This is a genomic window from Plantibacter flavus (assembly GCF_900177615.1).
Lineage (GTDB): Bacteria > Actinomycetota > Actinomycetes > Actinomycetales > Microbacteriaceae > Plantibacter > Plantibacter flavus.
On record NZ_FXAP01000001.1, the window covers coordinates 1,302,681 to 1,328,106 of the forward strand.

Here is a 25,426-nt window from a genome sequence, read left to right on the forward strand (position 1 = left end):
GACGGCGCGGGATCAGGCGAGCGCCTGAGCCACCCGGCGCACCTCGGAACGACGTCCCTCGCGGAGGGCTTGGATCGGCGAGGTCCCGATCGCGTCGTCGTCCTCGAGCATCCAGACCATCGCGGCCTCGTCGTCGAAGCCGTTGTCGGACAGCAGCGTGAGCGTGCCGCGCAGGTTGTGCACCGGCCCGCCGTCCGCGATGAACGACGACGGCACCTGCAGCACGCCGTCGCGTCGGACGGCGAGGAGGTCGCGCTCCTCGAGGTACTGGCGGATGCGACGGATCGGCAGCCCGAGTTCGGTCGCCAGATCAGGAAGGGTGAACCACACGAGTTCGGAATTCTGCTCAGTCACGCACAGCAGTCTGCCACGACCGCGCTCCACTCGGCGCCGTCGGATCGCGTTCGGGTAACGATCCAGGCACCTCGCCGCCCTCCCGGGGTGTTGACAGCTCTTCGCGCTCGACGTTCCATACACTCGACTGGTGAGTAGCAACCAGCAGACCGATCCGATGATCGGCCGTCTCCTCGACGGGAGATATCAGGTGCGCTCACGCATCGCCCGGGGCGGCATGGCGACGGTGTACCTCGCCACCGACCTCCGGCTGGAACGGCGCGTGGCGATCAAGGTCATGCACGGCCACCTCTCGGACGACACGACGTTCAAGAACCGCTTCATCCAGGAGGCGCGCTCCGCCGCACGACTCGCGAACCCGCACGTCGTCAGCGTGTTCGACCAGGGCCAGGACTCCGACATGGCCTACCTCGTCATGGAGCACCTGCCGGGGATCACCCTCCGCGACCTCATCCGCGACAACGGCACGCTGACCCCTCGGCAGGCCGCCGACATCCTCGACGCCGTGCTGTCCGGTCTCGCAGCCGCGCACCGCGCCGGCATCGTCCACCGCGACGTCAAGCCGGAGAACGTCCTCCTCGCCGACGACGGACGCATCAAGATCGGCGACTTCGGCCTCGCGAGAGCCGCGAGCGCGAACACGGCCACCGGCCAAGCGCTCCTCGGGACGATCGCCTACCTCTCCCCCGAACTCGTCACCCGTGGACAGGCCGACGCGCGGAGCGACATCTACGCGCTCGGGATCATGCTCTACGAGATGCTCACCGGCGAGCAGCCCTACAAGGGCGAGCAGCCGATGCAGATCGCCTACCAGCACGCCAACGAGTCGGTCCCCGCACCGAGCGCCAAGAACCCCGCCGTCCCGAAGGAACTCGACGACCTCGTCTTCTGGGCCACCGAGCGCGAACCGGACGATCGTCCGTCGAACGCCGGCGAGATGCTGGAGCGCCTGCGGTCCATCGAGTCCAGTCTCGGGTTCACCTCGGTCGCCACCGGGGCGCAGCCCACGATCGTCATGCCGGCCTCCTATTCGAGCGAGCACGCCGACGACGTCACCCAGGTCATCGGCCGCAACACCAAACCGCAGCAGGTGCCGGTGCGCGCCGACGCGACGGACGGTCCGGGCAAACTCGCCACGAAGGCCCGCAAGCGCAGTCGCGTGGGCGTCGCGCTGTTCACGATCGTCCTCATGCTCGCCGCGCTCGCTGGCGGGACCGGATGGTACTTCGGTCAGGGCCCCGGCTCGCTCGTCGAGGTCCCGAACGTCGCCGACGGGAGTTTCGACCAGGCGTCCGCCAAACTCGTGGAGCTGGGCTTCGTGCCCGTCGAAGGCGCGACGTTCAGCCTCACCGTCCCGGCCGGCACGGTCGCCGGCAGCGATCCGCCGTCCGGCTCGAAGATCGACAAGGGAAGCTCCGTCACGGTCCTCGTCTCCCAGGGACCGCAGCCGGTGGACATCCCGGTCCTCGCCGGGCTCGCACAATCCGACGCCGAACAGCAGTTGGACGCGCTCGGCGTCGCCGTCGGCACCGTGAACCAGCAGTTCGACCCGAGCATCGCGAAGGACATCGTGCTCGCGGCGACCGACGCGACCTCGGGCGCCGACTACAGCCAGGGTGGGCCGTCCTTCCAAGGCTCCACGGTGACGTTGCTCGTCTCGGCCGGACAGGTGCCCTCGGTCTCGGGGATGACGCCGGACCAGGCGCGCGACGCCCTCGAATCCGTCGGGCTCGGTGTGGGTACCTCGGACGAGGCGTTCGACGACACGATCCCCGCGGGGCAGGTCATCGGCATCCAGGCCAAGACCGATGCCGACGGGAACGAGACGGCGTTCATCCCGGGCGACGACGTCACGCTGATCGTGTCGAAGGGCGTCGAGTTGGTCGCCGTCCCCGACACCACGGGCCAGACGATCAATCAAGCCATCAAGGCACTTCAGGACGCTGGATTCACCGTCGGCGACATCGCCGTAGCCGAGGCATTCCGCGACATCTTCAAGGTGAAGAAGACCGATCCCCCGGCGGGTAAATCCGTCAAGAAGGGCTCGACCGTCAACATCACCGACTTCGGCCTGTAGCCACGGCGAAGCGAGATCCACCCACGCAGCTGCTAGACGACGAAGCGCCCATGCCGGACCCGGCATGGGCGCTTCGTCGTGTGAGACCTACTTCGCGGCGGCGAGCTCCTCCGCCACGAGGAAGGCGAGCTCGAGCGACTGCATGTGGTTGAGGCGCGGATCGCACAGCGACTCGTACCGCGTCGCCAGGGTCGCCTCGTCGATCTGCTCGGAGCCGCCCAGGCACTCGGTGACGTCGTCGCCGGTGAGCTCGACGTGGATGCCGCCGGGGTGCGTCCCTGCGGCACGGTGGGCTTCGAAGAACCCCTTGACCTCGTCCACGACGTCGTCGAAGCGTCGCGTCTTGTATCCGGTGGGCGTCGTGAGTCCGTTGCCGTGCATCGGATCGGTGACCCAGAGCGGCGTCGCGTCGGCGCCCTTGATCGCCTCGAGCAGCGGAGGCAGGGCGTCCCTGATCTTGCCGGCACCCATTCGCGTGATGAACGTCAAGCGCCCGGGCTCGCGCTCGGGATCGAGCTTGTCGATGAGACGCAGCATGTCGTCGGCCGAGGTGGTGGGGCCGAGCTTCACGCCGATCGGGTTGCGCACGCGCGACAGGAAGTCGACGTGCGCGCCGTCGAGCTCACGGGTCCGCTCACCGATCCACACGAAGTGGGCCGAGGTGTTGTACGGCGTGCCGGTCCGCGAGTCGATCCGCGTCATCGGTCGCTCGTAGTCCATGAGCAGCGCCTCGTGGCTCGAGTAGAACTCGACACCACGCAGCTGGTCGAAGTCGGCTCCAGCCGCCTCCATGAACTTGATCGCACGGTCGATGTCGCGGGCCAGTCCCTCGTACCGGTGGTTCACCGGGTTGGCGGCGAACCCCTTGTTCCAGCTGTGGACCTCACGGAGGTCGGCGAACCCGCCCTGGGTGAACGCCCGGATGAGGTTCAGCGTCGATGCGGAGGTGTGGTAGCCCTTGACGAGCCGAGCGGGGTCGGCCGTGCGCGACTCCGGGGTGAAGTCGTAGCCGTTGACGATGTCGCCGCGGTAGGCGGGCAGGGTGACGTCGCCCCGCGTCTCGGAGTCGTTGGAGCGCGGCTTGGCGAACTGCCCGGCCATCCGGCCCATCTTGACGACCGGCATCGACGCACCGTACGTGAGCACGACGGCCATCTGCAGGACCGTCTTCACGCGGTTGCGGATCTGCTCGGCCGTCGCACCGGCGAAGGTCTCGGCGCAATCACCGCCCTGGAGCAGGAACGCGTTGCCGCTCGCCGCCCGGGCCAACCGGTCGCGCAGGATGTCGACCTCGCCGGCGAAGACCAGCGGAGGGAGGGTCGCGAGTTCGGCGGAGGCACGCGCCACCGCGGCCTGGTCCGGCCAAGACGGCTGCTGCTTGATCGGCAGCTCACGCCAATAGTCCAGTCCGGCGATCACCGAGGGTTCGGCCATGACGACTGGTTCTGTAGCGTGGGACACGGATTTCCTGTTTCTCTTCGACCGGACGCGCTCCGGAGCCCGCCCGGAAGGGGGAACGGACCGCGATCGCGGCCCGGTTTTTCAGCTTAGCGTCACGCCGACGCCGCGCGCTCCTTGACGCTCGTGGCGTAGACGTCGCGATAGTCCTGGCCCGAGAGCTTGCGGAGCTCGACCATCAACTCGTCGGTGACGCTGCGGAGGATGAAGCGGTCCCCCTCCATGCCCTCGAACCGCGAGAAGTCGAGCGGCTTGCCGATGACGATCCCGATCCGACGGATCCGGGGCAGCTTCGTGCCGATGGGCATGACCTTCTCGGTGTCGATCATCGCGACGGGGACGATGGGGACCCCGGCCTCGAGCACCATCCGCGCGACGCCGGTGCGGCCGCGGTACATCGTCCCGTCTGGACTGCGGGTGCCCTCCGGGTAGATCCCGAGCAGATGACCGCCGCCGAGGACCGCGAGCCCGGTGTTGAGCGAGGCCTCGGAGGCCTTGCCTCCCGACCGGTCGATCGGGAGCTGGCCCGTGCCGAGCATGAAGGTCTTCGTGGCCCAGCCGCCGAATCCCTTGCCGCGGAAGTACTCGCTCTTGGCCAGGAAGGAGATCCGCCGATCGACGCACAGCGGGAGGATCACCGAGTCGATGAAGGACAGGTGGTTGCTGGCGATGATCGCGCCGCCGTGCTCCGGGATGTTCTCGGCGCCGATCACCCACGGCCGGAAGATCGACTTCAGGATCGGGCCGGCGACCAGGTACTTCATGAACCAGTAGAACATCGTGCTCCTCCGTCTTGCCGTCGTCGTCAGCCGAGGACGAGGGCGCTCCTGGCGAGATCGCCGGCGCCGATGACACCGGCGTCGTTCACGAGCTGCGCGATGCTGAAGGACGGCTCCGGGTGGAACCCGCGCGCCGGGAGGTGCGTCAGGAACGCCTCCCGTACGGGGTCCAGGAGGAGGTCGCCGGCCTGGGCGACGCCGCCGCCGATCACGAAGATGTTGGGGTCGAGGATGGCCGACATGCTCGCGAGGGCCTGCCCCAGCAGATCGGCGAGCTCATTGAGGCACCGGAGGGCGCCGGGATCGCCGGACTCGAGCAGGGCGGAGACGTGGTGTCCGTTCAACAGCCCGCCGGCAGCGGCTCGCGCTCGAGCGAGGGCGGCACCGTCGCCACCGGCGTCCGCCGCCTCGTTCGCGAGCCGAAGCAGCGCGTTCCCCGAGCAGTACTGCTCGACGCAGCCACGCGCGCCGCAGCCGCAGGGCAGACCGTCAGGGATGAGGCGCATGTGTCCCAGTTCCGCACCGCTGCCGAAGCCACCAGTGAGCAGCCGGTCGTCGAGGACGATCGCCCCGCCGACACCCGTGCCGATCGTCACCATGACCATGCTGCGTTCCTCGCGCCCCGCGCCGAACCGGAACTCGGCCCAGCCCGCGGCGTTCGCGTCGTTCTCGATCGTCACGACCTTGTCGGGCAACCGCGCGGCCAGCCGGGCCTGCAGGGGCTCGTTCCGCCAGGCGATGTTCGGCGAGTAGTAGACGGTCGAGCGCGTGGCGTCGAAGAACCCTGGGGCGGCGACTCCGACGCTCGAGATACTGCCGTCGTCCAAGGACCGGACCATGGCGACGACGTCCTCGATGATGGCGTCGGGATCGGAGGCCTGCGTCGGCGTGCGCCCGGCCGCGAGGATACGACCGTCGTCGTCGACGACCCCGCCCGCGATCTTCGTCCCGCCGATGTCGATGCCGATCGCGTTTGCCATACCGGTGCCGTCTCCCTGTCCTGATGTCGCCGTGCTGATGTCGCCGATACCGGCAGTGGCGTGCGGCCGGGCCCCGTCGAGTCGGTCGCCCGCGCGCCGCAGTCGAGTCTACTGAGCGTCTGCGCGCCACAGAAACCGCGCAAACACCCGTGCTCTAGGATGGAGCCACATCTTGCCGACCTGGTACCGAAGGAGTTGCCGTGGAACAGTTCGACGTCCCCGCAGTCGTCGCAGCAGACCCATCCGCCAATGCGACCGATCTGCTCGTGAAGCGCCTGGCTGTTGCGCCCGACGCCGCGCTGTTCGCCGTTCCCCGCGGGTCGGAGTGGGTGGACGTGACCACCGCCGAATTCCACGCGCAGGTCGTCGCCCTGGCGAAGGGGCTCGTCGCCGCGGGGATCGAACCCGGCGACAAGATCGGGCTCATGTGCAAGACCCGGTACGAGTGGACCCTCATCGACTTCGCCGTCTGGTTCGCCGGAGCACTCCTCGTCCCGATCTACGAGACCAGTTCGCCGAGCCAGGTGCAGTGGATCCTCAGCGACTCGGGAGCGACGAGTGTGCTGGTCGAGACGCCCGATCAGTTCGCCCGCTTCGACGAGGTGCACGGCGACCTCCCCGAGGTGGCACGGGTCTGGCAGATCGACCTCGGCGACCTCGACAAGATCGCTGCCGCCGGCGTCGACGTCCCCGACGACGAGATCGAACGCCGCCGCAACCTCGCGGTGGGTTCGGACATGGCGACCCTCATCTACACCTCCGGCTCGACCGGTCGGCCGAAGGGGTGCGTCCTCACCCACGCGAACTTCGTCGAGCTGTCACGGAACTCGGCCGTCGCGCTCAAGGACGTCGTGTCCGCTCCCGGTGCCTCCACCCTCCTCTTCATCACGACGGCGCATATCTTCGCGCGCTTCATCGCCGTGCTGTGTGTGCACTCCGGCGTGAAGACGGGCCACCAGCCCGACACGAAGCAGCTGCTCCCCTCGCTCGGCACCTTCAAGCCGACGTTCCTCCTCGCGGTCCCCCGGGTCTTCGAGAAGGTCTACAACTCCTCCGAGCAGAAGGCCGAGGCCGGCGGCAAGGGCAAGATCTTCCGCGCAGCCGCCGAGACCGGGATCGCCTACTCGAAGGCTCTCGAGAGCGGTTCCGTGCCGTTCGGCCTGAAGGTGAAGTTCCGGGTCCTCGACCGCCTCGTGCTGGCGAAGATCCGCACGGCCATGGGCGGCCGGGTGCGGTACGCGGTCTCCGGGAGCGCTCCACTCGGTCCGCGACTCGGTCATTTCTTCCACGCGCTCGGCATCGTGATCCTGGAGGGCTACGGCCTCACCGAGACCACCGCGCCCGCGACGGTCAACCTCGCCCAGAAGTCGAAGATCGGCACGGTCGGACCGGCACTCCCCGGCGTCTCGCTCCGCATTGCCGACGACGGCGAGGTCGAGGTGCGCGGGATCAACGTGTTCAAGGAGTACTGGCAGAACCCCGAGGCGACGGCGGAGGCCTTCGACGACGGCTGGTTCCGCACCGGCGACATCGGCTCCTTCGACGCCGACGGCTTCCTCACGATCACCGGGCGGAAGAAGGAGATCATCGTCACCGCCGGCGGGAAGAACGTCGCCCCGGCGGCGCTCGAGGACCCGATCCGCGCGACCCCGGTCGTCGGGCAGGTCGTCGTCGTCGGCGATCAGAAGCCGTTCATCAGCGCCCTCATCACGCTCGACACCGAGATGCTGCCCTCATGGCTCGCCAACAACGGCCAGGACGCGTCGATGAGCGCCGCCGAGGCGGCTCGGAACCCCGCGGTGCTCGCCGCGGTCCAGCGCGCCATCGACGAGGCCAACACCAAGGTGTCCCGCGCGGAGTCGATCCGCAAGTTCGTCATCCTCGACGACGAGCTCACGGAGGCGAGCGGTCACCTCACGCCGAAGCTCAGCATCAAGCGGAACGTGATCCTCAAGGACTTCGCGGAGACGATCGAGGGCATGTACCTCGGAGCGGGTTCGCCCGAGACCCAGGGGATGTCCCTGAAGTAGCGCCTCGACGGGCTCGGCGGTCGGTCGACGACCGCCGGGCCCGTCGACCGGCGTCTAGAACCAGTCGCTCTCGCGGACCTGCTTCATCGCCTCGCGGCGGTGCTCCTTCGACAATCGGTCGAGGTAGAGCATGCCGTCGAGGTGGTCGGTCTCGTGCTGCAGCGCCTGGGCGAGGAGTCCTTGACCCTCGACGACGAGCTCCTGCCCGTCGAGGTCGATGCCGACGGCACGTGCGTAGGGATGGCGCGGCGTCGGGAACCAGAGCCCGGGCACCGACAGGCAGCCCTCGCCGATCTCCTCGAGTTCACCGCGCACCTCGACGAGCTTGGGGTTGATGAGGTACCCGATGACGCCGTCGACGTTGTAGCTGAACACGCGGAGTCCGACGCCGATCTGCGTCGCGGCGACGCCGGCACGACCGGGGAGCTCCACGCTGTCCACGAGATCGCGGACGAGGCTGCGGATGTCGTCGTCGATCGTGACGACCTCGGCCGTCGGAGCCTTCAGGACCGGGTCACCGAAGTGTCTGATGGGTCGTGTCGTCACGGGTTGGATCCTTCCGGGCGGGACAGGTGTGGTGGACGCGGAGACCGGCCGCGTCGCCTCGAGGAGGGACGCGGCCGGTCTCGGGAGGGTCAGGCGCTCGGCTTCACGACGACGAGCAGGTCGCCCGCCTCGACCTGCTGGGTCGCCGGGATGGCGAGGCGCTCGACGATGCCGGCGACGGCGGTCGTGATCGCCGCCTCCATCTTCATGGCCTCGATCGAGGCGACCGGCTGGCCCGCCTCGACGCGGTCACCGACGGCGACCTTGACGGTCACGACACCGGAGAACGGCGCGGCCACCTGACCGGGGACGGAGGTGTCGGCCTTCTCGGCCGCGCGGGAGTCGACCTCGATGCTGCGGTCGCGGACGAACACCGGACGCAGTTGACCGTTCAGAGTCGCCATGACGGTGCGCATGCCCTTCTCGTCGGCCGCACCGATCGCTTCGAGCCCGACGAAGAGCCGGACGCCCTTGTCGATCTCGACGACGTGCTCCATGCCCGGCTCGAGGCCGTACAGGTAGTCGGCGGTGTCGACGACGGAGAGGTCGCCGTACAGGTCGCGCTGCTGCTCGAACTGCTTGGTCGGCGCCGGGAACAACAACCGGTTGAGGGTCGACCGGCGCTCGGCGGACTCGCCGTCGAGCGAGGCCTGGTCTTCAGCGGAGATCGGCGTGATCCCGATGTCGACCGAACGACCGGCGAGGACCTTCGAGCGGAACGGTTCTGGCCATCCGCCCGGGAGCTCCCCGAGTTCGCCCGCCATGAACCCCACGACGGAGTCCGGGACGTCGTACTTGTCGGGGTTGGCCTCGAAGTCGGCCGGGTCCGCCTTGACGGCGGCGAGGTGGAGGGCGAGGTCACCGACGACCTTGCTCGACGGGGTCACCTTGGGCACCCGACCGAGGATCTTGTTGGAGGCCGCGTACATGTCCTCGATGAGCTCGAAGTGGTCCGCGAGCCCCAGGGCGATCGCCTGCTGGCGGAGGTTCGACAGCTGACCGCCCGGGATCTCGTGCGTGTACACGCGACCGGTCGGGCCCGCGAGTCCTGACTCGAACGGCCGGTACATCGCGCGGACGGCCTCCCAGTACGGCTCGAGGTCGGCGATCCCCTGCAGGGAGATGCCGGTGTCGCGCTCCGTGTGGGCCAGCGCGGCGACCAGCGAGGACGCGGACGGCTGACTCGTCGTGCCGGCCATCGGCGCGCTCGCGACGTCGACCGCGTCGGCGCCCGCGTTGCTCGCCGCGAGGAGGGTCGCCAGCTGTCCACCGGGGGTGTCGTGCGTGTGCACGTGGACCGGCAGGTCGAACCGCTCGCGGAACGCCGCGACGAGCTTGGCCGCCGCGGACGGACGGAGGAGCCCGGCCATGTCCTTGATGGCGAGCACGTGGGCACCGGACTCGACGATCTTCTCGGCGAGACGGAGGTAGTAGTCGAGGGTGTAGAGGTCCTCAGCCGGGTTCAGCAGGTCTCCGGTGTAGCAGACGGCGACCTCGGCCACGGTCGTCCCCGTCTCCAGGACCGCATCGATGGCCGGGCGCATCTGCGACACGTCGTTGAGGGCGTCGAAGATCCGGAAGATGTCGATCCCGGTGTCGGCGGCCTCCCGCACGAAGGCGTTCGTCACCTCCGTGGGATACGGCGTGTAGCCGACGGTGTTCCGGCCGCGCAGCAGCATCTGGATCGCGATGTTCGGCATCGCCTGACGCAGCGAGGCCAGCCGCTCCCACGGCTCCTCACCGAGGAAGCGGAGGGCCACGTCGTACGTCGCGCCACCCCAGGCCTCGACGGACAGCAGTTCAGGGGTGAGCCGGGAGACGAACGGTGCGACCGCGAGGAGGTCCTTCGTCCGGACGCGCGTGGCCAGGAGCGACTGGTGGGCGTCGCGGAAGGTGGTCTCCGTCACGGCGAGGGCGGTCTGGGCGCGGAGGGCGTCAGCGAAGCCCTTCGGGCCGAGCTCGAGCAGTCGCTGACGCGAGCCGGCCGGGGCGTCGGTCGTGATGTCGATCGCGGGCAGCTTGTCGACCGGGTCCGCGCCGGACGGACGCGACCCGTTGGGCTGGTTGACCGTGACGTCGGCGAGCCAGTTGACGATCTTCGTCCCGCGGTCCTTCGAGACATGCCCGCGGAGGAGCTGCGGACGCTCGTCGATGAAGGAGGTGCTGAGGTCGCCGGCCACGAACGAGGCGTCCTCGAGGACCGCCTGCAGGAAGGGGATGTTCGTGGAGACGCCGCGGATGCGGAACTCTGCGAGGGCGCGCTTGGCGCGCGTGACGGCCGCCTCGAAGGTGCGCCCACGACAGGTGAGCTTCGCGAGCATCGAGTCGAAGTGGGGGCTGATCTGTGCGCCGGAGGCGACCGTACCGCCGTCGAGTCGGATGCCGCCGCCGCCCGGAGAGCGGTAGGTCGTGATCTTCCCGGTGTCGGGACGGAAGCCCGCCGTGGGGTCCTCCGTGGTGATACGACACTGGAGCGCGAAGCCGCGGAGGTGCAGGGACTCCTGCGTGAGGCCGAGGTCGCCGAGCGACTCGCCGGCGGCGATGCGCATCTGCGACTGGACGAGGTCGACGTCGGTGACCTCCTCGGTCACCGTGTGCTCGACCTGGATGCGCGGGTTCATCTCGATGAACACGTGCTGACCGGCCCGCTCCCCCGCGGTGTCGAGGAGGAACTCGACCGTCCCGGCGTTGACGTAGCCGATCGACTTGGCGAACGCGATGGCGTCGCGGTACATCGCCTGCCGGGTGTCCTCGTCGAGGTTCGGGGCCGGGGCGATCTCGACGACCTTCTGGTGCCGGCGCTGCACGGAGCAGTCGCGCTCGAAGAGGTGGATGGTCTCGCCGTCGGCGCTCGCCAGGATCTGGACCTCGATGTGCCGGGGGCGGACGACGGCCTGCTCGAGGAACATGGTCGGGTCGCCGAAGGCGCTGTCCGCCTCGCGCATGGCGGCCTCGAGGGCGCCACGGAGGTCCTCAGCGTTGTCGACGCGTCGCATGCCACGACCACCACCACCGGCGACCGCCTTCGCGAAGATCGGGAACCCGATGTCGGCGGCTCCAGCGAGGAGCTCTTCGATGTCACGGCTGGCCGGCGTGGACTTCAAGACCGGGACCCCGGCCGCGATGGCGTGCTCCTTCGCGGTCACCTTGTTGCCGGCCATCTCCAGGACGGAGGACGGCGGGCCGATGAAGGTGATGCCGGCGGCTCGAGCGGCCTCGGCCAGTTCCGGATTCTCGGAGAGGAAGCCGTACCCGGGGTAGATCGCGTCGGCGCCCGACTCCTTCGCGACGCGGATGATCTCCGAGACGTCGAGGTAGGCGCGCACCGGATGACCCTCCGTGCCGATCTGGTAAGCCTCATCGGCCTTCAGCCGATGCATCGAATTGCGGTCCTCATAGGGGAACACCGCAACCGTCTTCGCCCCCAGCTCGTACGCGGCACGGAACGCCCGGATGGCGATCTCTCCGCGATTGGCGACAAGAATCTTCCTGAACATGGAACCCTTCCCACAACAGCCAACTCAGCAAACGTTGAGATTCCCTAGCCTAGTCACGGTAACGTTGAGCCTTGTGCATGTACTCAGCGTTAGCTCCCTGAAGGGGGGCGTCGGCAAGACCACCGTCACCCTTGGCCTGGCTTCCGCCGCGTTCTCGAAGGACATCCGCACGCTGGTCGTGGATCTCGACCCCCAATCCGACGTCTCGACCGGCATGGCCGTCGATGTCGCAGGGCACCTCACGGTGACGGATGTGCTGACCTCGCCGAAGAAGAAGATCGTCGAGCAGGCGATCGTGGCGAGCGGCTGGACGAAGATCCACCCGGGCAAGATGGACGTCATGATCGGCAGCCCGTCTGCGATCAACTTCGACGGCCCGCACCCCAGCATCCGCGACATCTGGCGCCTGGAAGAGGCACTCGCGCACGTCGAGGAGGAGTACGACCTCGTCCTCATCGACAGCGCCCCCTCGCTCAACGCGCTCACCCGCACCGCCTGGGCGGCGAGCGACCGCGTCGCCGTCGTCACGGAGCCGGGCCTGTTCTCGGTCTCCGCCGCCGACCGCGCCCTCCGCGCCGTCGAGGAGATCCGTCGGGGGCTGAGCCCCCGGCTGCAGCCGCTCGGCATCATCGTCAACCGGGTGCGTCCGCAGTCGATGGAGCACCAGTTCCGCATCAAGGAACTCCGCGACATGTTCGGACCCCTCATCCTCAACCCGCAGCTGTTGGAGCGCACGTCCCTCCAGCAGGCGCAGGGTGCCGCCAAGCCCGTCCACGTCTGGCCGGGCGACACGGCGCAGGAGATGGCGAAGAACTTCGACTCCCTCCTCGACCGCGTGCTGCGCACGGGCCGCGTCGGCGAGTACGCCGACGGCACTCCCCCGGAGCCGGCTGCCGTGACGAGCCCCGCTGCCGTCGAGGCGCCCTCCACCGACAGCTGAGGCTTCGGGGAGCCCCTGAGTCGCAATCGGGGACCAGGCGCTCGCTCGGGTCGCCCTTCGACAGGCTCAGGGACCGGTAGGAGTGCTCAGGAACCGGTAGGAGTGCTCAGGGACCGGGGATGCGTGCTCTCAGGGAAGGTGCGACTCGCGTTGGTGAGCCCTTCGACAAGCTCAGGGACCGGTAGGAGTGCTCAGGGACCGGTAGGAGTGCTCAGGGACCGGCGCCTTCGGCTCGGGCTAAGCGCTGCGAGCGGAGCGACGTGCTGCGAGCTCGTCCATGGGGTCGGCCGACTGTGCGTCGAACTCGATGAGCGTGGACTCCACCTCGCGCAGCACCTTGCCGACGGCGATGCCGAAGACGCCCTGTCCGCGGCTGACGAGGTCGATGACCTCATCGTTGGAGGTGCAGAGGTAGACACTCGCGCCGTCGCTCATGAGCGTGGTCTGGGCGAGGTCGACGATGCCCGCTTCGCGGAGCTGGTCGACCGCCGTGCGGATCTGCTGCAGGGAGATGCCCGTGTCGAGCAGTCGCTTGACCAGCTTGAGGACGAGGATGTCGCGGAAGCCGTAGAGACGCTGCGTTCCGGATCCGGATGCACCGCGGACGGTGGGCTCGACCAGACCCGTCCGGGCCCAGTAGTCGAGCTGGCGGTAGCTGATGCCGGCTGCACGGGCGGCGACCGCTCCGCGGTAGCCCTGGCCCTCTTCGAGTTCTGGAAGCCCGTCGGTGAACAGCAGCCCGAGGTCACCGTACCGTGACGCCCCGTCGCGACTGAGTTCACTCATGTCTGCTTCTCCTCGATGTTCGCTGCACGGTCGATACGGTCTCGACGGGGGCGTCGAGCCGGCTTGACCACTCCCACCACGCTACCGATCCGCCCCGGTCAACGCTGCGACATCCGTTCGAAACGGACGGCGTGTCGTGACGAGTGATCGAACTGTGACCTGGCCGTGATGGATGAGGGCAGTCTACGCCCTGGGAGGTCGATCAGGAGGATTGGTGTCGCTCGAGTGCTGAGCGGACGAGGTTCGACCGCACACCCTCGAGCTGTGCGGCGATCTCCAGCGCCCGGTCGGCGGTACGTGCCCGGCCGGCGGCGTCGTTCCGCTTGGCGACGGCGCTCAACGCGCTCTCGATGAGCCCGACTTCGCGCTCGATCGAAGCGCGGAACCCGCGGAGGTGACGGGGTTCGATACCGGAGCGCTGCAGCTCCACGAGGATCCGCAAGAGGGACGCGGCGTCCTCGCCGTAGTTCTCGGCGGGCAGGATCAGTGACGCGCTCACGGCGTCGTTGAAGAGCATCGGGGTGGCGCCGGCTTCGCGGATCAGTTCGTTCCTCGAGAACCTGCGGACCCCGGGATGGATCGACGGCGCGCCGACGGCTTGCCCGCTGCCGGGGAACAGCGGCGACCTTCCCGCGTCGACCTCGACGAGGTAGGTACGGATGACCTTGAGGGGGAAGTAGTGGTCGCGCTGCATCGACAGGATCAGCCGCAGACGTTCGAGGTCCTCGCTGGAGAACTTCCGATAGCCCGATTTCGTCCGTGCCGGGGACACCAGCCCCTGCTCCTCGAGGAACCGGAGCTTCGAATTGCTCAGCTCGGGGAACTCCGGGGTGAGGCGTGCGAGGACCTGCCCGATGCTCAGCAGCGGAGCGCCGTCGCTACGCGCGTTCGCGCTGGCTGCCGCCACTAGCTTCCCAGCTGGGAGGCGAGGTCGATCCGCGACGCGTAGAAGGTGAGGCGGAACTTGCCGATCTGCACCTCAGCGGCGTCGCGCAGGATCGCCTTGTCGATGCGGACGCCGTCGAAGTACGTGCCGTTCAGGGAGTTGAGATCGCGGATCTCGAACGCGGTCCCGTGACGGTGGAACTCGGTGTGCCGACGCGACACCGTGACGTCGTCGAGGAAGATGTCGGCCTCGGGGTGACGTCCGACGGTGGTGACGTCGGCGTCGAGGAGGAACCGCGCACCGGCGTTCGGACCACGACGGACGATCAGCAGTGCGGAACCGGACGGCAGGGCCGCGATCGCCTCGTGCTCCTCAGCGGTGACGTCGGAGTCGATCGCCGCGAGGGCCGCTCCGAGGTCTTCACCGAAGGTGAGTGTCGTGTCGACTTCCCGATCGCCCGAGCCGCTCGTCGGGGCGCCGTCATCGACAGCTCCCGGCGTGTACGCCCCGGTCGCGGGGTACTTCTCATCGTGCTCAGCCACCGTCGACCTCCTCTCCGTCAAGCGTATCCGATGTGGCGTCACTGTCGAGCCGCCCGGTCGAGGGTGACGTGCCGGATCCGGCCCGTTCCCGCTGCTTCGAACGGGCATCCCCCGAGATGCGCACGGTCTGCAGCAGGTAGAGGATGCCCGCCCACCAGTAGAGCGTCGCTCCGGCGATCACCGACACCCACCCGAGCGGCGTCGCGATCATCGCGACGGCGGGGAACGCCTGGCCGAGCATGAGGACCGGGAGCCCGATGAACAGGAGTGCCGTGCCCCACTTCCCCACGCGGATGACCGGCAGCACGCCCGTGCCGGACCGGTGGAGGACGACGGCGAGCCCGACGAGCAGCAGGTCGCGGGCGAAGACGACGATGAGCAACCACCACGGGATGAGGCCGCGGGCCGCGAGGCCGATCAACGCCGCGAGGATGTAGAGGCGATCGGCGGCCGGATCGAGTTGACGACCGAGCTTCGTCATCTGGTCGAACCGTCGCGCGATCCACCCGTCGAGGAGGTCGGTGACGCCGGAGAACGCGAGCGTCGCGAGAGCCAACAGGTCCTGCCCCTGCACGAGGAGGATCAGGAAGACCGGGACGAGGAGGATCCGGAACACGCTGAGCGCATTGGGGAGGGTGACGACGCGGTCTTCACCGGTCCGTCGAACCCCGCGCCCCGCCCCGTCAGTCACGGGTCGAGTCTACCGATGGGCTGCTCTACCATCGGATGATGGACAGCCCGTCGAGCGTGCGCGTCGACGCATGGATCTGGGCGGTGCGGCTGACGAAGACCCGCTCGGCCGGCGCGACCGCCTGCCGAGCCGGCCACGTCCGAGTCAACGGCGAGCGGGCGAAGCCGGCACAGGCCGTCAGGATCGGCGACGAGGTCCGACTCCGCGTGGCGGGCTTCGACCGAGTCGTGGAGGTCCGACGCCTCATCGCGAAACGGGTCGGGGCGGACGTCGCGGCGGAATGCCTCATCGACCGCTCTCCCCCACTGCCGACGCCGGTGGAACGGCAGGTCGTGGCCGTCCGCGACCGCGGTGCCGGTCGACCGACGAAGCGGGAACGACGCGACATCGAGCGGTTGCGTGGGCGCTGACGCGCTGCTGACGACCAGACCGGCCTCATCGGCGACGCATCGCCCCCGTCCAGGGAACACTCAAGCGCCGCCAAGGTGACTCGGGCATGCTGGGCCGATGTTCCGCCGCCATCCCGTGCTCAGCACCCTCACCGTGGTGTACCTCGCGCTCGTGGCGGCCGTCACCCTCGGCCCACGGCCCTTCGACGGCCGGACCGAGTCCCTCGTATACCGACTCGTCGACCTCCTCGCCCGGTGGGAGTCGACGGCGTGGGTCACCTACGAGCGCCTCGAGTTCGGGGCGAACATCGCCATGTTCGTCCCGATCGGCGTCTTTTTTTTGCTCCTGCTCGGACGACGGCGCTGGTGGCTCGCCATCCTTGTCGCAGCCACGCTGACGGTCGGCATCGAGGCCGCGCAGCTGGCGATCCCCGGACGCGTGAGCGATCCCCGCGACCTCCTCGCGAACACGTCGGGGGCCGTCGCCGGGGTCGTCATCGGCCTGATGCTGACCGCCGGGCGCGCCCGCCGACTCCAGGCCTCGTCACGTCGCCGCGCGGCCCTGCAGCACTGAATTGCTCGCAACGGTCCTGATTCACAGGAGGCTGAGAGGCGTTCCAAGGCCGCTTCAGTAGAGTGCGAGCGGGCCGTCGGCCCGTCGGAGACAGAGCTGGAGCGCACGCCCATGACCGGACCAACGTCGTCGGACAACCTCGAGGAGCTGAAGCGCCTCAAGGACGAGTTCACGCGGTTCATGATGCTGTACAAGTTCGGCATCGACGAGATCACCACGAAGCTCAACATCCTCAAGGAGGAGTTCACGCAGATCCACGACTACAACCCGATCGAGCACATCAGCTCGCGGTTGAAGTCGCCGGAGAGCATCATCGGCAAGATCGAACGCAAGCAGTACGGGCAGGACATCGACGACATCCGCGAACACATCACGGACATCGCGGGCATCCGCGTCACCTGCAGCTTCATCTCCGACACGTACAAGGTGTTCGAACTCCTGACGAGCCAGCAGGACATCACCGTGGTGAAGGTCAAGGACTACATCGCGAACCCGAAGCCGAACGGGTACCAGAGCCTCCACGTGATCGTCGAGGTTCCGGTGTTCATGTCCGACGGCGTCGTGCAGGTGCCCGTCGAGATCCAGTTCCGGACGATCGCCATGGACTTCTGGGCGAGCCTCGAACACAAGATCTACTACAAGTACGACAAGGCCGTGCCGGACAGCCTGCTCGCCGAGCTCAAGCATGCAGCCGAGGCGGCCTCCAGGCTCGACGCGAAGATGGAGCACCTCCACGGTGAGGTCCTCGCGCTCGACCGGGCGACGACCTCGCGGACCACCGCCGACGGGCACCCGAAGCCTCCGTCACTCGCCGACCGGGTCATGACCGAGCTGATCGACGGGCTGGACCCGCGTTAGAGCGCCTTGCGCATCTGCACGGCCATCGTCTCGTAGCCGAGCGATTCGTACAGGCCGCGCGCGATCCGGTTGAACCCGAACACGTTCAGCCCGAGCGTCTTCGCGCCCTGTTCCTTGGCCGCCGTCTCGGCGAGCTGCATGGCCTGCCGGCCGAGCCCACGCCCGCGGAACGACTCGTCGATCTCCACGTCCCAGATCCACCACTCGTCCGGGTGGCTCGTGCTCCGCGGTCCGATCCAGAGCACGCCGACCGCGGCTTCGTCGAGGACCACCTCGAAGACGAGGTGTCCGACCTGGAGCCGGCCGGCCGGGAACGTCTCGGCGAGGGACTGTGCCGCCTTCGCCGTCGCCTCTGCCTCGGTCTCCCCCGCCTCGATGCGTTCGAGGCGGTACTGCGCGTTCGCGGCGAGCATCCACCCCCGCAGTCGATCGGCGGGCATGCGGACGAGCGTGGCGTTCATGAGGACATCCTCCCAGAACGTCGCGACCCCGTCGCTCGCCGTCCCGCGCAGGGTCGTCGCCGGGCTCGGGAATAGTTCCCGCCCGAAACGAGCTGGACTCCGAAGGACACACGATTGGGACCCGCCCGTCGTCATCCGGAGAATCGAGACATGCCGATCCACACCGCCCCGCAGCCGAACGCGATCGCCGAGCACGACGCCTGGCGCGACGACCGTCGAGCCGCCGTGACCGCGCCCCTCGGGAACCTCGCCCTCGTCGAGACGCGGTGGCTCGCGGAGGAGACGCCGGCCACCGTCGATGCAGCCGCAGCCGCCATCGCCGCCGAGCAGCCGAGCGGCGTCACGGTGACGACGCTCCGCCGCACCCACCTCGACACCGGCCAGGACGAGGTCGGCATCCGCCGATGGGACGCGAACGCACCCGCCATCGGCGCGTTCGACGGCATCGAGGTCTTCCCGTACGACCCCGCCTGGGTCCAGACGGCGCGGTTCACGCCGGTCGACGGCTCGCGGACCGTGCCCTTCGAGCACATCCGCGACAACGGCGGATCACGGGAGCTCGTCGTCCCCGGCGACATCGTGTTCACGCGGGACGGCGTCGAGTACACGATGAGCGCCTTCGACGACGGCGGCACGCTCCTCCTCGTGTTCGGCGATGCGACGAACGGCCGCGATGACGAGTCGGGCAGCTACGGCGCCGGACGGTTCCTGTTCGTGCAGCGGACCGACGACGGCGGCTTCGGCACGGCGGGCGAGGTCGTCCTCGACTTCAACCGCGCGTTCGTGCCGCCCTGCGGCTTCTCCGTGCAGTACAACTGTCCGATGCCGCCGCCGCAGAACCGGTTCGCCGGAGACCTCCTCGCCGGGGAACGGATCGTCCGGTTCCGCGAGGACTTCGATCTCTACGCCGTCTGACCACCAGCACCCCACAGCCTGCACCAGCACCATTACCCCCACACCACAGGAGTTTCCGTGAAGAGAACCATCGGGCTCGTCGCCCTGTCCGTCGCCGCCGCCGTCGCCCTCGCCGGCTGCGCCGGTGGTGGTGGCAGCTCGGCGACGGGCGACGACGCGACCATCGCCGTCGGCTCGCTCTACGAGCCGCAGAACCTCAGCAACACCGGCGGCGGCGGCCAGGGCGTCACGGAGGCCTTCACCGGCAACGTGTACGAGGGCCTGTACCGCCTCACGGACGACGGCGAGGTCAAGCCGGTGCTCGCCGCCGACAGCGCGGTGAGCGACGACGGCCTGACGTACACCTTCACCCTCAAGGACGGCGTCACCTTCCACTCCGGCGACCCGCTCACCTCGGCGGACGTGAAGTCGAGCATCGAAGCGGTGACCGCCGAGGACTCGCAGTCGGCGCGGAAGAGCAGCTTCGCGGTGATCTCCGACATCGCGACCCCCGACGACAAGACGGTCGTCATCACCCTCTCCGAGCGCTCCATCTCCTTCATCTACAACCTGAGCTACGTCTGGATCGTCAACGACGCGGCGAAGGACCTCAAGACCACCGAGGACGGCACGGGTCCCTACACGCTCGGCGACTGGAAGCGTGGCAGCACCCTGAGCCTCGAGCGCTGGGACGACTACTGGGGTGAGCCCGCCAAGAACGCGGAGGTGGTCTTCACCTACTTCACCGACGCGACCGCGCTCAGCAATGCGCTCGTCACGAAGCAGATCGACATCATCACGAGCGTGCAGAGCCCCGACCAGCTGAGCCAGTTCACCGACAACGCGGACTACGTCGTCTCCGACGGCGACTCCACGACGAAGGAGCTGCTCGCCTTCAACGACCGGGTCGCCCCGTTCGACCAGGCGCTCGTCCGCAAGGCCGTGTACTCCGCGATCGACACCAAGAAGCTGCTCTCATCCATCTGGGGCGACTACGGCACACTCATCGGGTCGATGGTCCCGCCGACGGACCCCTGGTACGAGGACCTCACGCAGGTGAACCCGTACGACCCCGAGCTCGCCAAGCAGCAGCTCGCCGAGGCGGGCTTCGCCGACGGCTTCACCTTCACCCTCGACACCCCGAGCTACGACCCGCACCCGGCCGTCGCCGAGTTCCTCCAGAGTGAACTCGCGAAGGTCGGCATCACGGTCGAGATCAACACGATCAGCGCGGACGAGTGGTACTCGAAGGTGTTCAAGGAACGCGACTTCCAGGCGACGCTCCAGGAGCACGTGAACGACCGCGACGTCGTCTGGTACGGCAACCCGGACTTCTACTGGGGCTACGACAACCCCGAGGTGACCCAGTGGGTGTCGGAGGCCGAGCAGGCGACCACCACCGAGGAGCAGACGGCGAAGCTGAAGCTCGTGAACGAGCAGATCGCCGAGGACGCGGCGAGCGTGTGGCTCTACCTCTACCCGCAGATCGTCGTCGCCGCGAGCGACGTCTCGGGGTACGGCGTCAACGGCCTGAACTCGCAGTTCTTCGTGGCGGACATCGTCCGCAAGTAGTCGTCGCCCGGGCCGATCGGCACCGCCTGGTCGGCCCGGGCCTCGCTACGCTGAGGTCCACCATGCTCGCTTACCTGCTGCGCCGTTCCGCGTTCCTCGTGGTGTCGTTCCTCGTCGCCATGACCGTGCTGTTCGTGCTGCTCCGGCTGCTGCCGGGCGACCCGTCGAACGCCCTGCTCTCGGTGAACGCCACGCAGGAGCAGATCGACGCGGCACGCGAGCAGGTGGGAGCCGACCGGCCGCTCGGCGAGCAGTTCGCCGCCTGGTTCGGCGGCGTGCTCACCCTCGACCTCGGGTCCTCGTTCGTGAGCTCGCTCCCGGTCGGACCCGAGATCGCGTCGCGCCTCCAGGTCACCGTTCCGCTGACGCTCCTCGCGTTCCTCCTCGCCGTGGTACTCGCCCTCGTGGCCGGCGTCGTGTCCGCGCTCCGGGCCGACCGCTGGTACGGCATCGCGTTGTCCGGCCTCTCGCAGCTCGGGATCGCCGTGCCGGTGTTCTGGGTCGGCATCCTGCTCGTCAGCGTGTTCGCGGTGACGCTCCGACTGTTCCCGTCCGGCGGCTTCCCGCGCGACGACTGGGCCGATCCTGCCGCGGCACTCACGAGCCTCGCCCTCCCGGTCATCACCATCGCCATCGTCATGAGTGCGTCCATCACCCGATACGTCCGTTCCGCCACGCTCGACGTGGTCGGGAGCGACTATCTGCGCTCCGCACGGGCGCAGGGAGCCGGCTTCGGCGAGGCCCTGCTCCGACACGGCGCCCGGAACGCCGCGGTGCCCGTCGTGGCGATCCTCGGCATCGAGCTCGCCACCACCTTCCTCGGCGCCGTCGTGGTCGAGAGCGTCTTCAGCCTGCCCGGCCTCGGGTCGATGCTCCTGACGGCGATCCAGCAGCACGACTATCCGAACATCCAGGGCATCCTCCTCGTCTCGACCCTCGTCGTCCTCCTGACGGGCTTCGTCGCCGACATCGCGCAGCGGCTCATCGATCCGCGTCTGCGCACCTCGATCTCGGGGAACGGGCTCCGATGAGCGCCGTCGACGCCCAGACCGCGCTCGCCGGCCGGCGCCCGGTGCAGCGCCGCGCCCGGTCCGCGACGCTGACCGTCGGACTCGTCCTCGTCGGTGTCATCGCCGTCCTGGCGGCCGTCTCGCTCGTGTGGTTGCCCTTCGCCCCCACGGATACCTCCGGCGGTCGCCTCGAGGGGCCGAGCGGCGCGCACTGGCTCGGTACGGACAAGCTCGGTCGCGACCTCATGACCCAGCTCATGATCGGCGCGCGGATCGCGCTCGCAACCGGCGCCGGGGCCGTCGCGGTCGGGGCGGTCATCGGGATCGCCGTGGGACTCGCCGCGGCCTTCGCGTCTGCCTGGCTGGACGACACGATCTCCGCGGCGCTCGACGTCGTGATCGCCTTCCCGGTGCTCCTGCTCGCCATGCTCATCGTGGCAGCCCAGGGCGCATCACTCGGCACCGCGATCATCGCGATCGGACTCGCCATGTCGGCCATCGTGGCCCGCCTGACCCGGATCCTCACCAAGCGGGTCCTCAGCGAGCAGTACGTGGTGGCGGCCAGGACCGCCGGGACGAGCTGGGCCGGTGTCATCGGCCAACACGTGCTCCCGAACATCTGGCCCACCCTGAGCGTCAACCTCGCGCTGCAGTTCGGCATCGCCGTCCTCGCCGAAGCGAGCCTGTCGTACCTCGGCCTCGGCGCGCCGCCGCCGAACGCCTCCTGGGGGCGCCTGCTACAGGAGGCCCAGGCCACCGTCACGACGGCACCGATCGGCGCGATCGCTCCGGGTGTAGCCGTGGTGATGCTCGTGGTGGGCGTGAACTTCATCGCGGACGGCCTGCGCGACCTCGGCGATCCGACGAGGAGGCGCGGCGCATGAGCGATCTCCTCGACATCTCCGGCCTGACCATCACCCGAGGCGCCCGGCGCGGTGCTCCCGACGGCGCAGACCGGCCGCTCCTCGACGGGCTGGACCTGACTATCGCCGCCGGGGGTCGCCTCGGCCTCATCGGCGGTTCCGGGTCCGGGAAGTCCTTGACCTCCCTTGCGGTGATCGGACTGCTCGGCGAACAGCTGACCGCGAGCGGCAGCGTCGAACTGGCCGGCACCCAGGTGATCGGTGCCCCGGACCGCGCGCTGCGGCCGCTCCGCGGTCGGGTTGCCGGACTCGTCTTCCAGGAACCGCTGACCGCCCTCGACCCGCTCATGCGCGTCGGCGCGCAACTCGCCGAGCCCCTGCGTCGCCATCTGGGACTCCGGGGCGCACGGCTCGAGGAGGCCGTCGAAGCAGCTCTCGTCGAGGTGTCCCTCACCGACACCGCACGCATCGCCGCGTCCTATCCCCATGAGCTGTCCGGCGGGCAGCGGCAGCGCATCGCGATCGCCATCGCGCTCGCCGGTCGCCCGCAGCTCCTCATCGCGGACGAGCCGACGACGGCGCTCGACGTGACCGTCCAGGCGGAGGTGCTCGCGCTCATCGACCGGCTCGTCCGGGAACGCGGCATGGCGCTCCTGTTCATCAGTCACGACCTCGCCGTCGTGTCGGCCATGGTCGACGAGGTGGTCGTGCTGAGCGAGGGTCGCGCCGTCGAGCGCGGCCCGGTGGCTCAGGTGCTGACGGCACCGCAGCACGAGGACACCCGTCGCCTGGTCGCCAGCGCACGCGCGCTCGACGACGCGCTGGAGGACCCACGATGACCGATGTACCGATCACGACGACGCCGATACTCGAGCTGGACGCTGTCGGTTTCCGGTACCGCGGCGGTCAGGAGGCCCTGGACGACGTGTCGCTGGCCGTCGGCGCAGGAGAGGCCGTCGGGATCGTCGGTCAGTCCGGCGCCGGCAAGAGCACCCTCCTCCGGCTGCTGCTCGGCCTCGACCGGCCGACCACGGGCTCGGTCCGGTTCGACGGCAGCGCCCTGGACCCCCGCGACCGGACGCGGGTCCGCCGGTTCCGCGCATCGGTGCAGGCCGTCTTCCAGGATCCGTACTCCTCGCTCGATCCGCGGCAGCGCATCGGGCGCATCGTGGCCGAACCGCTGCGATCCCTCCGGCTGGCGACCACCGAGCAGGCGGCCGTCCGCGCGTCCGAGGCGCTCGAGGCGGTGGGACTGCCCGCCGACGCGGCGTCGCGGTTCCCGCACGAGTTCTCGGGCGGCCAGCGGCAGCGGATCGCCATCGCCCGCGCTATCGTCCCGAACCCCCGACTCCTCCTCGCCGACGAGCCCGTCAGCGCCCTCGACATGAGCACCCGCATCCAGATCATCGAGCTCCTCGCCGAGCTGCGGGCCTCGAACGGTCTGGCGCTCGTCATGGTCTCGCACGATCTCGGCACGGTCGCAGCGCTGTGTGAACGCACGATGGTCCTCCGACACGGACAGGTCGTCGAGGCCGGCGCCACCGCGCAGATCCTCCACGATCCCGCCGAGGCCTACACGAAGCAGCTCATCGCGGCGATCCCCCGCCTCCCGCGCTGAGTCGACGACGAGGCCGGACGACATCGGCCCGGCCGAGCCGGGAATACCGCGCCGACGGACGGTGTTCGACTCCGAGTGGCCTCGGCCGCATCGACTCTCCACAGGAACAGGACCCGTGACGCAGGATTCAGCGCAGCCCGACGACCACGACGAGGACCAGCCTGGGGCCGAGCGCCCCTGGCTCAGCGACGAGGAGCGGGCGGCACTCCGCAAGCCACTTCCGGAGCGGGCGGTCGTCACGAGCCTCGCCTTCACCGGTCTCGTCGCGGCGTTCATGATGACGCTCGTCACCCCACTCGTGCCGTCGCTCCCCACGATCCTCGGCGTACACGCCTCCGACAGCATGTGGGTCGTGACGGCGACGCTCCTGTCGGCCGCGGTCGCGACCCCGATCGCCGGTCGGCTCGGCGACCTCTACGGCAAACGACGGATGGTGCTCGTCCTGCTCGGGATCATGATGGCCGGTTCGGTGCTCGCCGCATTCTCGTCCACGATCGTCCCGCTCATCGTCGCCCGGGCGCTCCAGGGGATGGCGATGGGCGTGATCCCGCTCGGCATCAGCATCCTGCGCGACGTGCTCCATGCGAAGCGGCTCGGCCCCGCGGTCGCGCTCGTGAGTGCCACCCTCGGCATCGGTGGTGCCGTCGGTCTGCCGATCTCCGCCGTGATCTCGCAGTACCTGGACTGGCACGTGCTGTTCTGGGTCGCGGGTGCCCTCGGGCTCATCGGCTTCGTCCTCGTCGCACGCTTCGTCCCGGTGAGCACCCTCCGGAGTGAAGGCGGTTTCGACTGGATCGGCGCGATCGGTCTCGCCGCCGGACTCGTCCCCATCCTCCTCGCCGTCTCGAAGGGCAACGAGTGGGGTTGGACGAGCGTCGGGACCCTCAGCTGCTTGATCGGCGGCGTCGTCGTGCTCCTGCTCTGGGGATGGTTCGAGGTACGGTCCGCCAGTCCGCTCGTCGACCTGCGGATCGCCGCCAGACGGACGGTGCTCTTCACGAACCTCGCATCCATCACGGTCGGTTTCGCGTTCTTCGGGAGCACGGTCGTCCTCCCGGGCATCCTCGAGGCGCCGGTCGGCACCGGGGTCGGTCTCGGGCAGAACATGCTCATCGCGAGCCTCTGCCTCATGCCCAGCGGTCTGATCATGTGGGCGATGTCGCCGGTCGCCGCGCGACTGACCGCGGCCAAGGGCGCCCGGTTGAGCCTGCTGATCGGCATCGCGATCATCGCGGTCGGCTACGCGATCGCGATCGGACTCATGACCGAGGTCTGGCACACCGTGCTCACGGCCACCGCGGTCGGCTTCGGGGTGGGGTTCGCCTACGCCGCCATGCCGACGCTCATCATGGGTGCCGTCCCGCCCAGCGAGACGGCGGCGTCCAACGGACTCAACTCCGTCATGCGGACGCTCGGTTCCACGATCGCGAGTGCGGTGATCGGCGCCATCCTGGCCTCCCAGGTCGTCACCGACGGTACCGTCACGACACCCAGTGCGGACGCCTTCCGCCTGAGCTTCGCGATCTGCGCTGCAGCCGCCGTCGTCGGACTCGTCTGCACGATCCTGCTGCCGCGGCATCTGGCCAAGGACACCCGCTCCAGCCTCCACGAGGGCTGACGG

General features: G+C 69.0%; 24 protein-coding genes. 13 read left to right on the forward strand and 11 right to left on the reverse strand.

The annotated features are described in order from the left end of the window. Positions 1–12 precede the first annotated feature (12 nt). The gene (locus B9Y95_RS06120) at positions 13–354 is read right to left on the reverse strand and encodes an Rv2175c family DNA-binding protein (protein WP_064297006.1); all 342 of its coding nucleotides are present in this window, start codon (positions 352–354) and stop codon (positions 13–15) included. 130 nt (positions 355–484) lie between these two features. Between B9Y95_RS06120 and pknB the strand changes: the two genes are divergently transcribed. Next, positions 485–2,431, forward strand: a complete 1,947-nt coding sequence (pknB, locus tag B9Y95_RS06125) for a Stk1 family PASTA domain-containing Ser/Thr kinase (protein ID WP_085510970.1) — start codon at positions 485–487, stop codon at positions 2,429–2,431. Positions 2,432–2,518: 87 nt separating this feature from the next. Here the strand turns inward: pknB and B9Y95_RS06130 are convergent, their stop codons facing one another. From B9Y95_RS06130 to B9Y95_RS06140, 3 genes are all read right to left on the reverse strand, one after another. Further along, positions 2,519–3,865, reverse strand: coding sequence for a class II 3-deoxy-7-phosphoheptulonate synthase (locus B9Y95_RS06130; RefSeq protein WP_056005400.1), 1,347 nt, complete (start codon positions 3,863–3,865; stop codon positions 2,519–2,521). Positions 3,866–3,984: 119 nt separating this feature from the next. Continuing rightward, positions 3,985–4,668, reverse strand: coding sequence for a lysophospholipid acyltransferase family protein (locus tag B9Y95_RS06135; RefSeq protein WP_064297009.1), 684 nt, complete (start codon positions 4,666–4,668; stop codon positions 3,985–3,987). Between the two features lie 26 nt (positions 4,669–4,694). Beyond that, positions 4,695–5,648 carry an ROK family glucokinase gene (locus B9Y95_RS06140; protein WP_085510971.1) on the reverse strand — a complete coding sequence of 318 codons (954 nt, stop codon included), beginning with the start codon at positions 5,646–5,648 and terminating at the stop codon, positions 4,695–4,697. A gap of 200 nt (positions 5,649–5,848) precedes the next feature. Here B9Y95_RS06140 and B9Y95_RS06145 point away from each other — a divergent pair, with 200 nt between their 5' ends. After that, a complete protein-coding gene (locus B9Y95_RS06145; protein ID WP_085510972.1) occupies positions 5,849–7,678 on the forward strand; it encodes an AMP-dependent synthetase/ligase in 1,830 nt (609 codons plus the stop codon). Positions 7,679–7,732: 54 nt separating this feature from the next. Here the strand turns inward: B9Y95_RS06145 and def are convergent, their stop codons facing one another. Together def and B9Y95_RS06155 are read right to left on the reverse strand one after the other, a co-directional pair. Beyond that, positions 7,733–8,224, reverse strand: a complete 492-nt coding sequence (def, locus tag B9Y95_RS06150) for a peptide deformylase (protein WP_085510973.1) — start codon at positions 8,222–8,224, stop codon at positions 7,733–7,735. A gap of 89 nt (positions 8,225–8,313) precedes the next feature. Then, a complete protein-coding gene (locus B9Y95_RS06155; protein ID WP_079706023.1) occupies positions 8,314–11,721 on the reverse strand; it encodes a pyruvate carboxylase in 3,408 nt (1,135 codons plus the stop codon). A gap of 73 nt (positions 11,722–11,794) precedes the next feature. On the opposite strand from B9Y95_RS06155, the gene B9Y95_RS06160 reads away from it, so the two are divergent. After that, the gene (locus tag B9Y95_RS06160; RefSeq protein WP_085510974.1) at positions 11,795–12,661 is read left to right on the forward strand and encodes a ParA family protein; all 867 of its coding nucleotides are present in this window, start codon (positions 11,795–11,797) and stop codon (positions 12,659–12,661) included. Positions 12,662–12,898: 237 nt separating this feature from the next. Here B9Y95_RS06160 and B9Y95_RS06165 read toward each other — a convergent pair whose 3' ends face one another. From B9Y95_RS06165 to B9Y95_RS06180, 4 genes are all read right to left on the reverse strand, one after another. Then, positions 12,899–13,447 (reverse strand): MerR family transcriptional regulator, encoded by a 549-nt coding sequence (locus B9Y95_RS06165; RefSeq protein WP_064297014.1) that lies wholly within the window; start codon positions 13,445–13,447, stop codon positions 12,899–12,901. A gap of 202 nt (positions 13,448–13,649) precedes the next feature. Beyond that, entirely contained in the window at positions 13,650–14,354 is a 705-nt protein-coding gene (ftsR, locus tag B9Y95_RS06170; RefSeq protein WP_085510975.1) for a transcriptional regulator FtsR, read from the reverse strand. Further along, a complete protein-coding gene (locus tag B9Y95_RS06175) occupies positions 14,354–14,875 on the reverse strand; it encodes an FHA domain-containing protein (protein ID WP_086473205.1) in 522 nt (173 codons plus the stop codon). The genes ftsR and B9Y95_RS06175 overlap by 1 nt, the downstream gene beginning before the upstream one ends. Then, entirely contained in the window at positions 14,868–15,566 is a 699-nt protein-coding gene (locus tag B9Y95_RS06180) for a CDP-alcohol phosphatidyltransferase family protein (RefSeq protein ID WP_085510977.1), read from the reverse strand. Before B9Y95_RS06180 ends, B9Y95_RS06175 begins: the two co-directional genes overlap by 8 nt. Before the next feature lie 38 nt (positions 15,567–15,604). Between B9Y95_RS06180 and B9Y95_RS06185 the strand changes: the two genes are divergently transcribed. The 3 genes from B9Y95_RS06185 (at position 15,605) to B9Y95_RS06195 (ending at position 17,387) form a co-directional block, all read left to right on the forward strand. Next, entirely contained in the window at positions 15,605–15,976 is a 372-nt protein-coding gene (locus B9Y95_RS06185) for an RNA-binding S4 domain-containing protein (RefSeq protein ID WP_200811349.1), read from the forward strand. A 97-nt stretch (positions 15,977–16,073) separates the two neighbouring features. Beyond that, positions 16,074–16,529: a VanZ family protein gene (locus tag B9Y95_RS06190; protein WP_085510979.1), complete on the forward strand. Its 456-nt coding sequence runs from the start codon at positions 16,074–16,076 to the stop codon at positions 16,527–16,529. A gap of 111 nt (positions 16,530–16,640) precedes the next feature. Next, positions 16,641–17,387, forward strand: coding sequence for a GTP pyrophosphokinase (locus tag B9Y95_RS06195; RefSeq protein ID WP_082916274.1), 747 nt, complete (start codon positions 16,641–16,643; stop codon positions 17,385–17,387). On the opposite strand, the gene B9Y95_RS06200 is transcribed toward B9Y95_RS06195, so the two are convergent. After that, a complete protein-coding gene (locus tag B9Y95_RS06200; protein ID WP_085510980.1) occupies positions 17,384–17,848 on the reverse strand; it encodes a GNAT family N-acetyltransferase in 465 nt (154 codons plus the stop codon). The two genes, B9Y95_RS06195 and B9Y95_RS06200, sit on opposite strands and share 4 nt — an antisense overlap. A gap of 150 nt (positions 17,849–17,998) precedes the next feature. Here B9Y95_RS06200 and B9Y95_RS06205 point away from each other — a divergent pair, with 150 nt between their 5' ends. The 7 genes from B9Y95_RS06205 to B9Y95_RS06235 all read left to right on the forward strand — a co-directional run bounded on the left by B9Y95_RS06205 (position 17,999) and on the right by B9Y95_RS06235 (position 25,423). Then, positions 17,999–18,763 (forward strand): DUF1684 domain-containing protein, encoded by a 765-nt coding sequence (locus tag B9Y95_RS06205; protein WP_085510981.1) that lies wholly within the window; start codon positions 17,999–18,001, stop codon positions 18,761–18,763. A gap of 57 nt (positions 18,764–18,820) precedes the next feature. Continuing rightward, positions 18,821–20,314 carry an ABC transporter substrate-binding protein gene (locus tag B9Y95_RS06210; protein WP_234993979.1) on the forward strand — a complete coding sequence of 498 codons (1,494 nt, stop codon included), beginning with the start codon at positions 18,821–18,823 and terminating at the stop codon, positions 20,312–20,314. A gap of 62 nt (positions 20,315–20,376) precedes the next feature. Then, positions 20,377–21,345, forward strand: a complete 969-nt coding sequence (locus B9Y95_RS06215; protein ID WP_079706032.1) for an ABC transporter permease — start codon at positions 20,377–20,379, stop codon at positions 21,343–21,345. Then, on the forward strand, positions 21,342–22,208 hold the full coding sequence (locus B9Y95_RS06220; protein ID WP_085510982.1) for an ABC transporter permease: 867 nt from the start codon (positions 21,342–21,344) through the stop codon (positions 22,206–22,208). The genes B9Y95_RS06215 and B9Y95_RS06220 overlap by 4 nt, the downstream gene beginning before the upstream one ends. Further along, positions 22,205–23,026, forward strand: coding sequence for an ATP-binding cassette domain-containing protein (locus tag B9Y95_RS06225; protein ID WP_085510983.1), 822 nt, complete (start codon positions 22,205–22,207; stop codon positions 23,024–23,026). Before B9Y95_RS06220 ends, B9Y95_RS06225 begins: the two co-directional genes overlap by 4 nt. After that, a complete protein-coding gene (locus B9Y95_RS06230) occupies positions 23,023–23,805 on the forward strand; it encodes an ABC transporter ATP-binding protein (RefSeq protein WP_085510984.1) in 783 nt (260 codons plus the stop codon). Before B9Y95_RS06225 ends, B9Y95_RS06230 begins: the two co-directional genes overlap by 4 nt. 115 nt (positions 23,806–23,920) lie before the next feature. Next, positions 23,921–25,423, forward strand: a complete 1,503-nt coding sequence (locus B9Y95_RS06235; RefSeq protein ID WP_085510985.1) for an MFS transporter — start codon at positions 23,921–23,923, stop codon at positions 25,421–25,423. Positions 25,424–25,426: the final 3 nt, after the last annotated feature.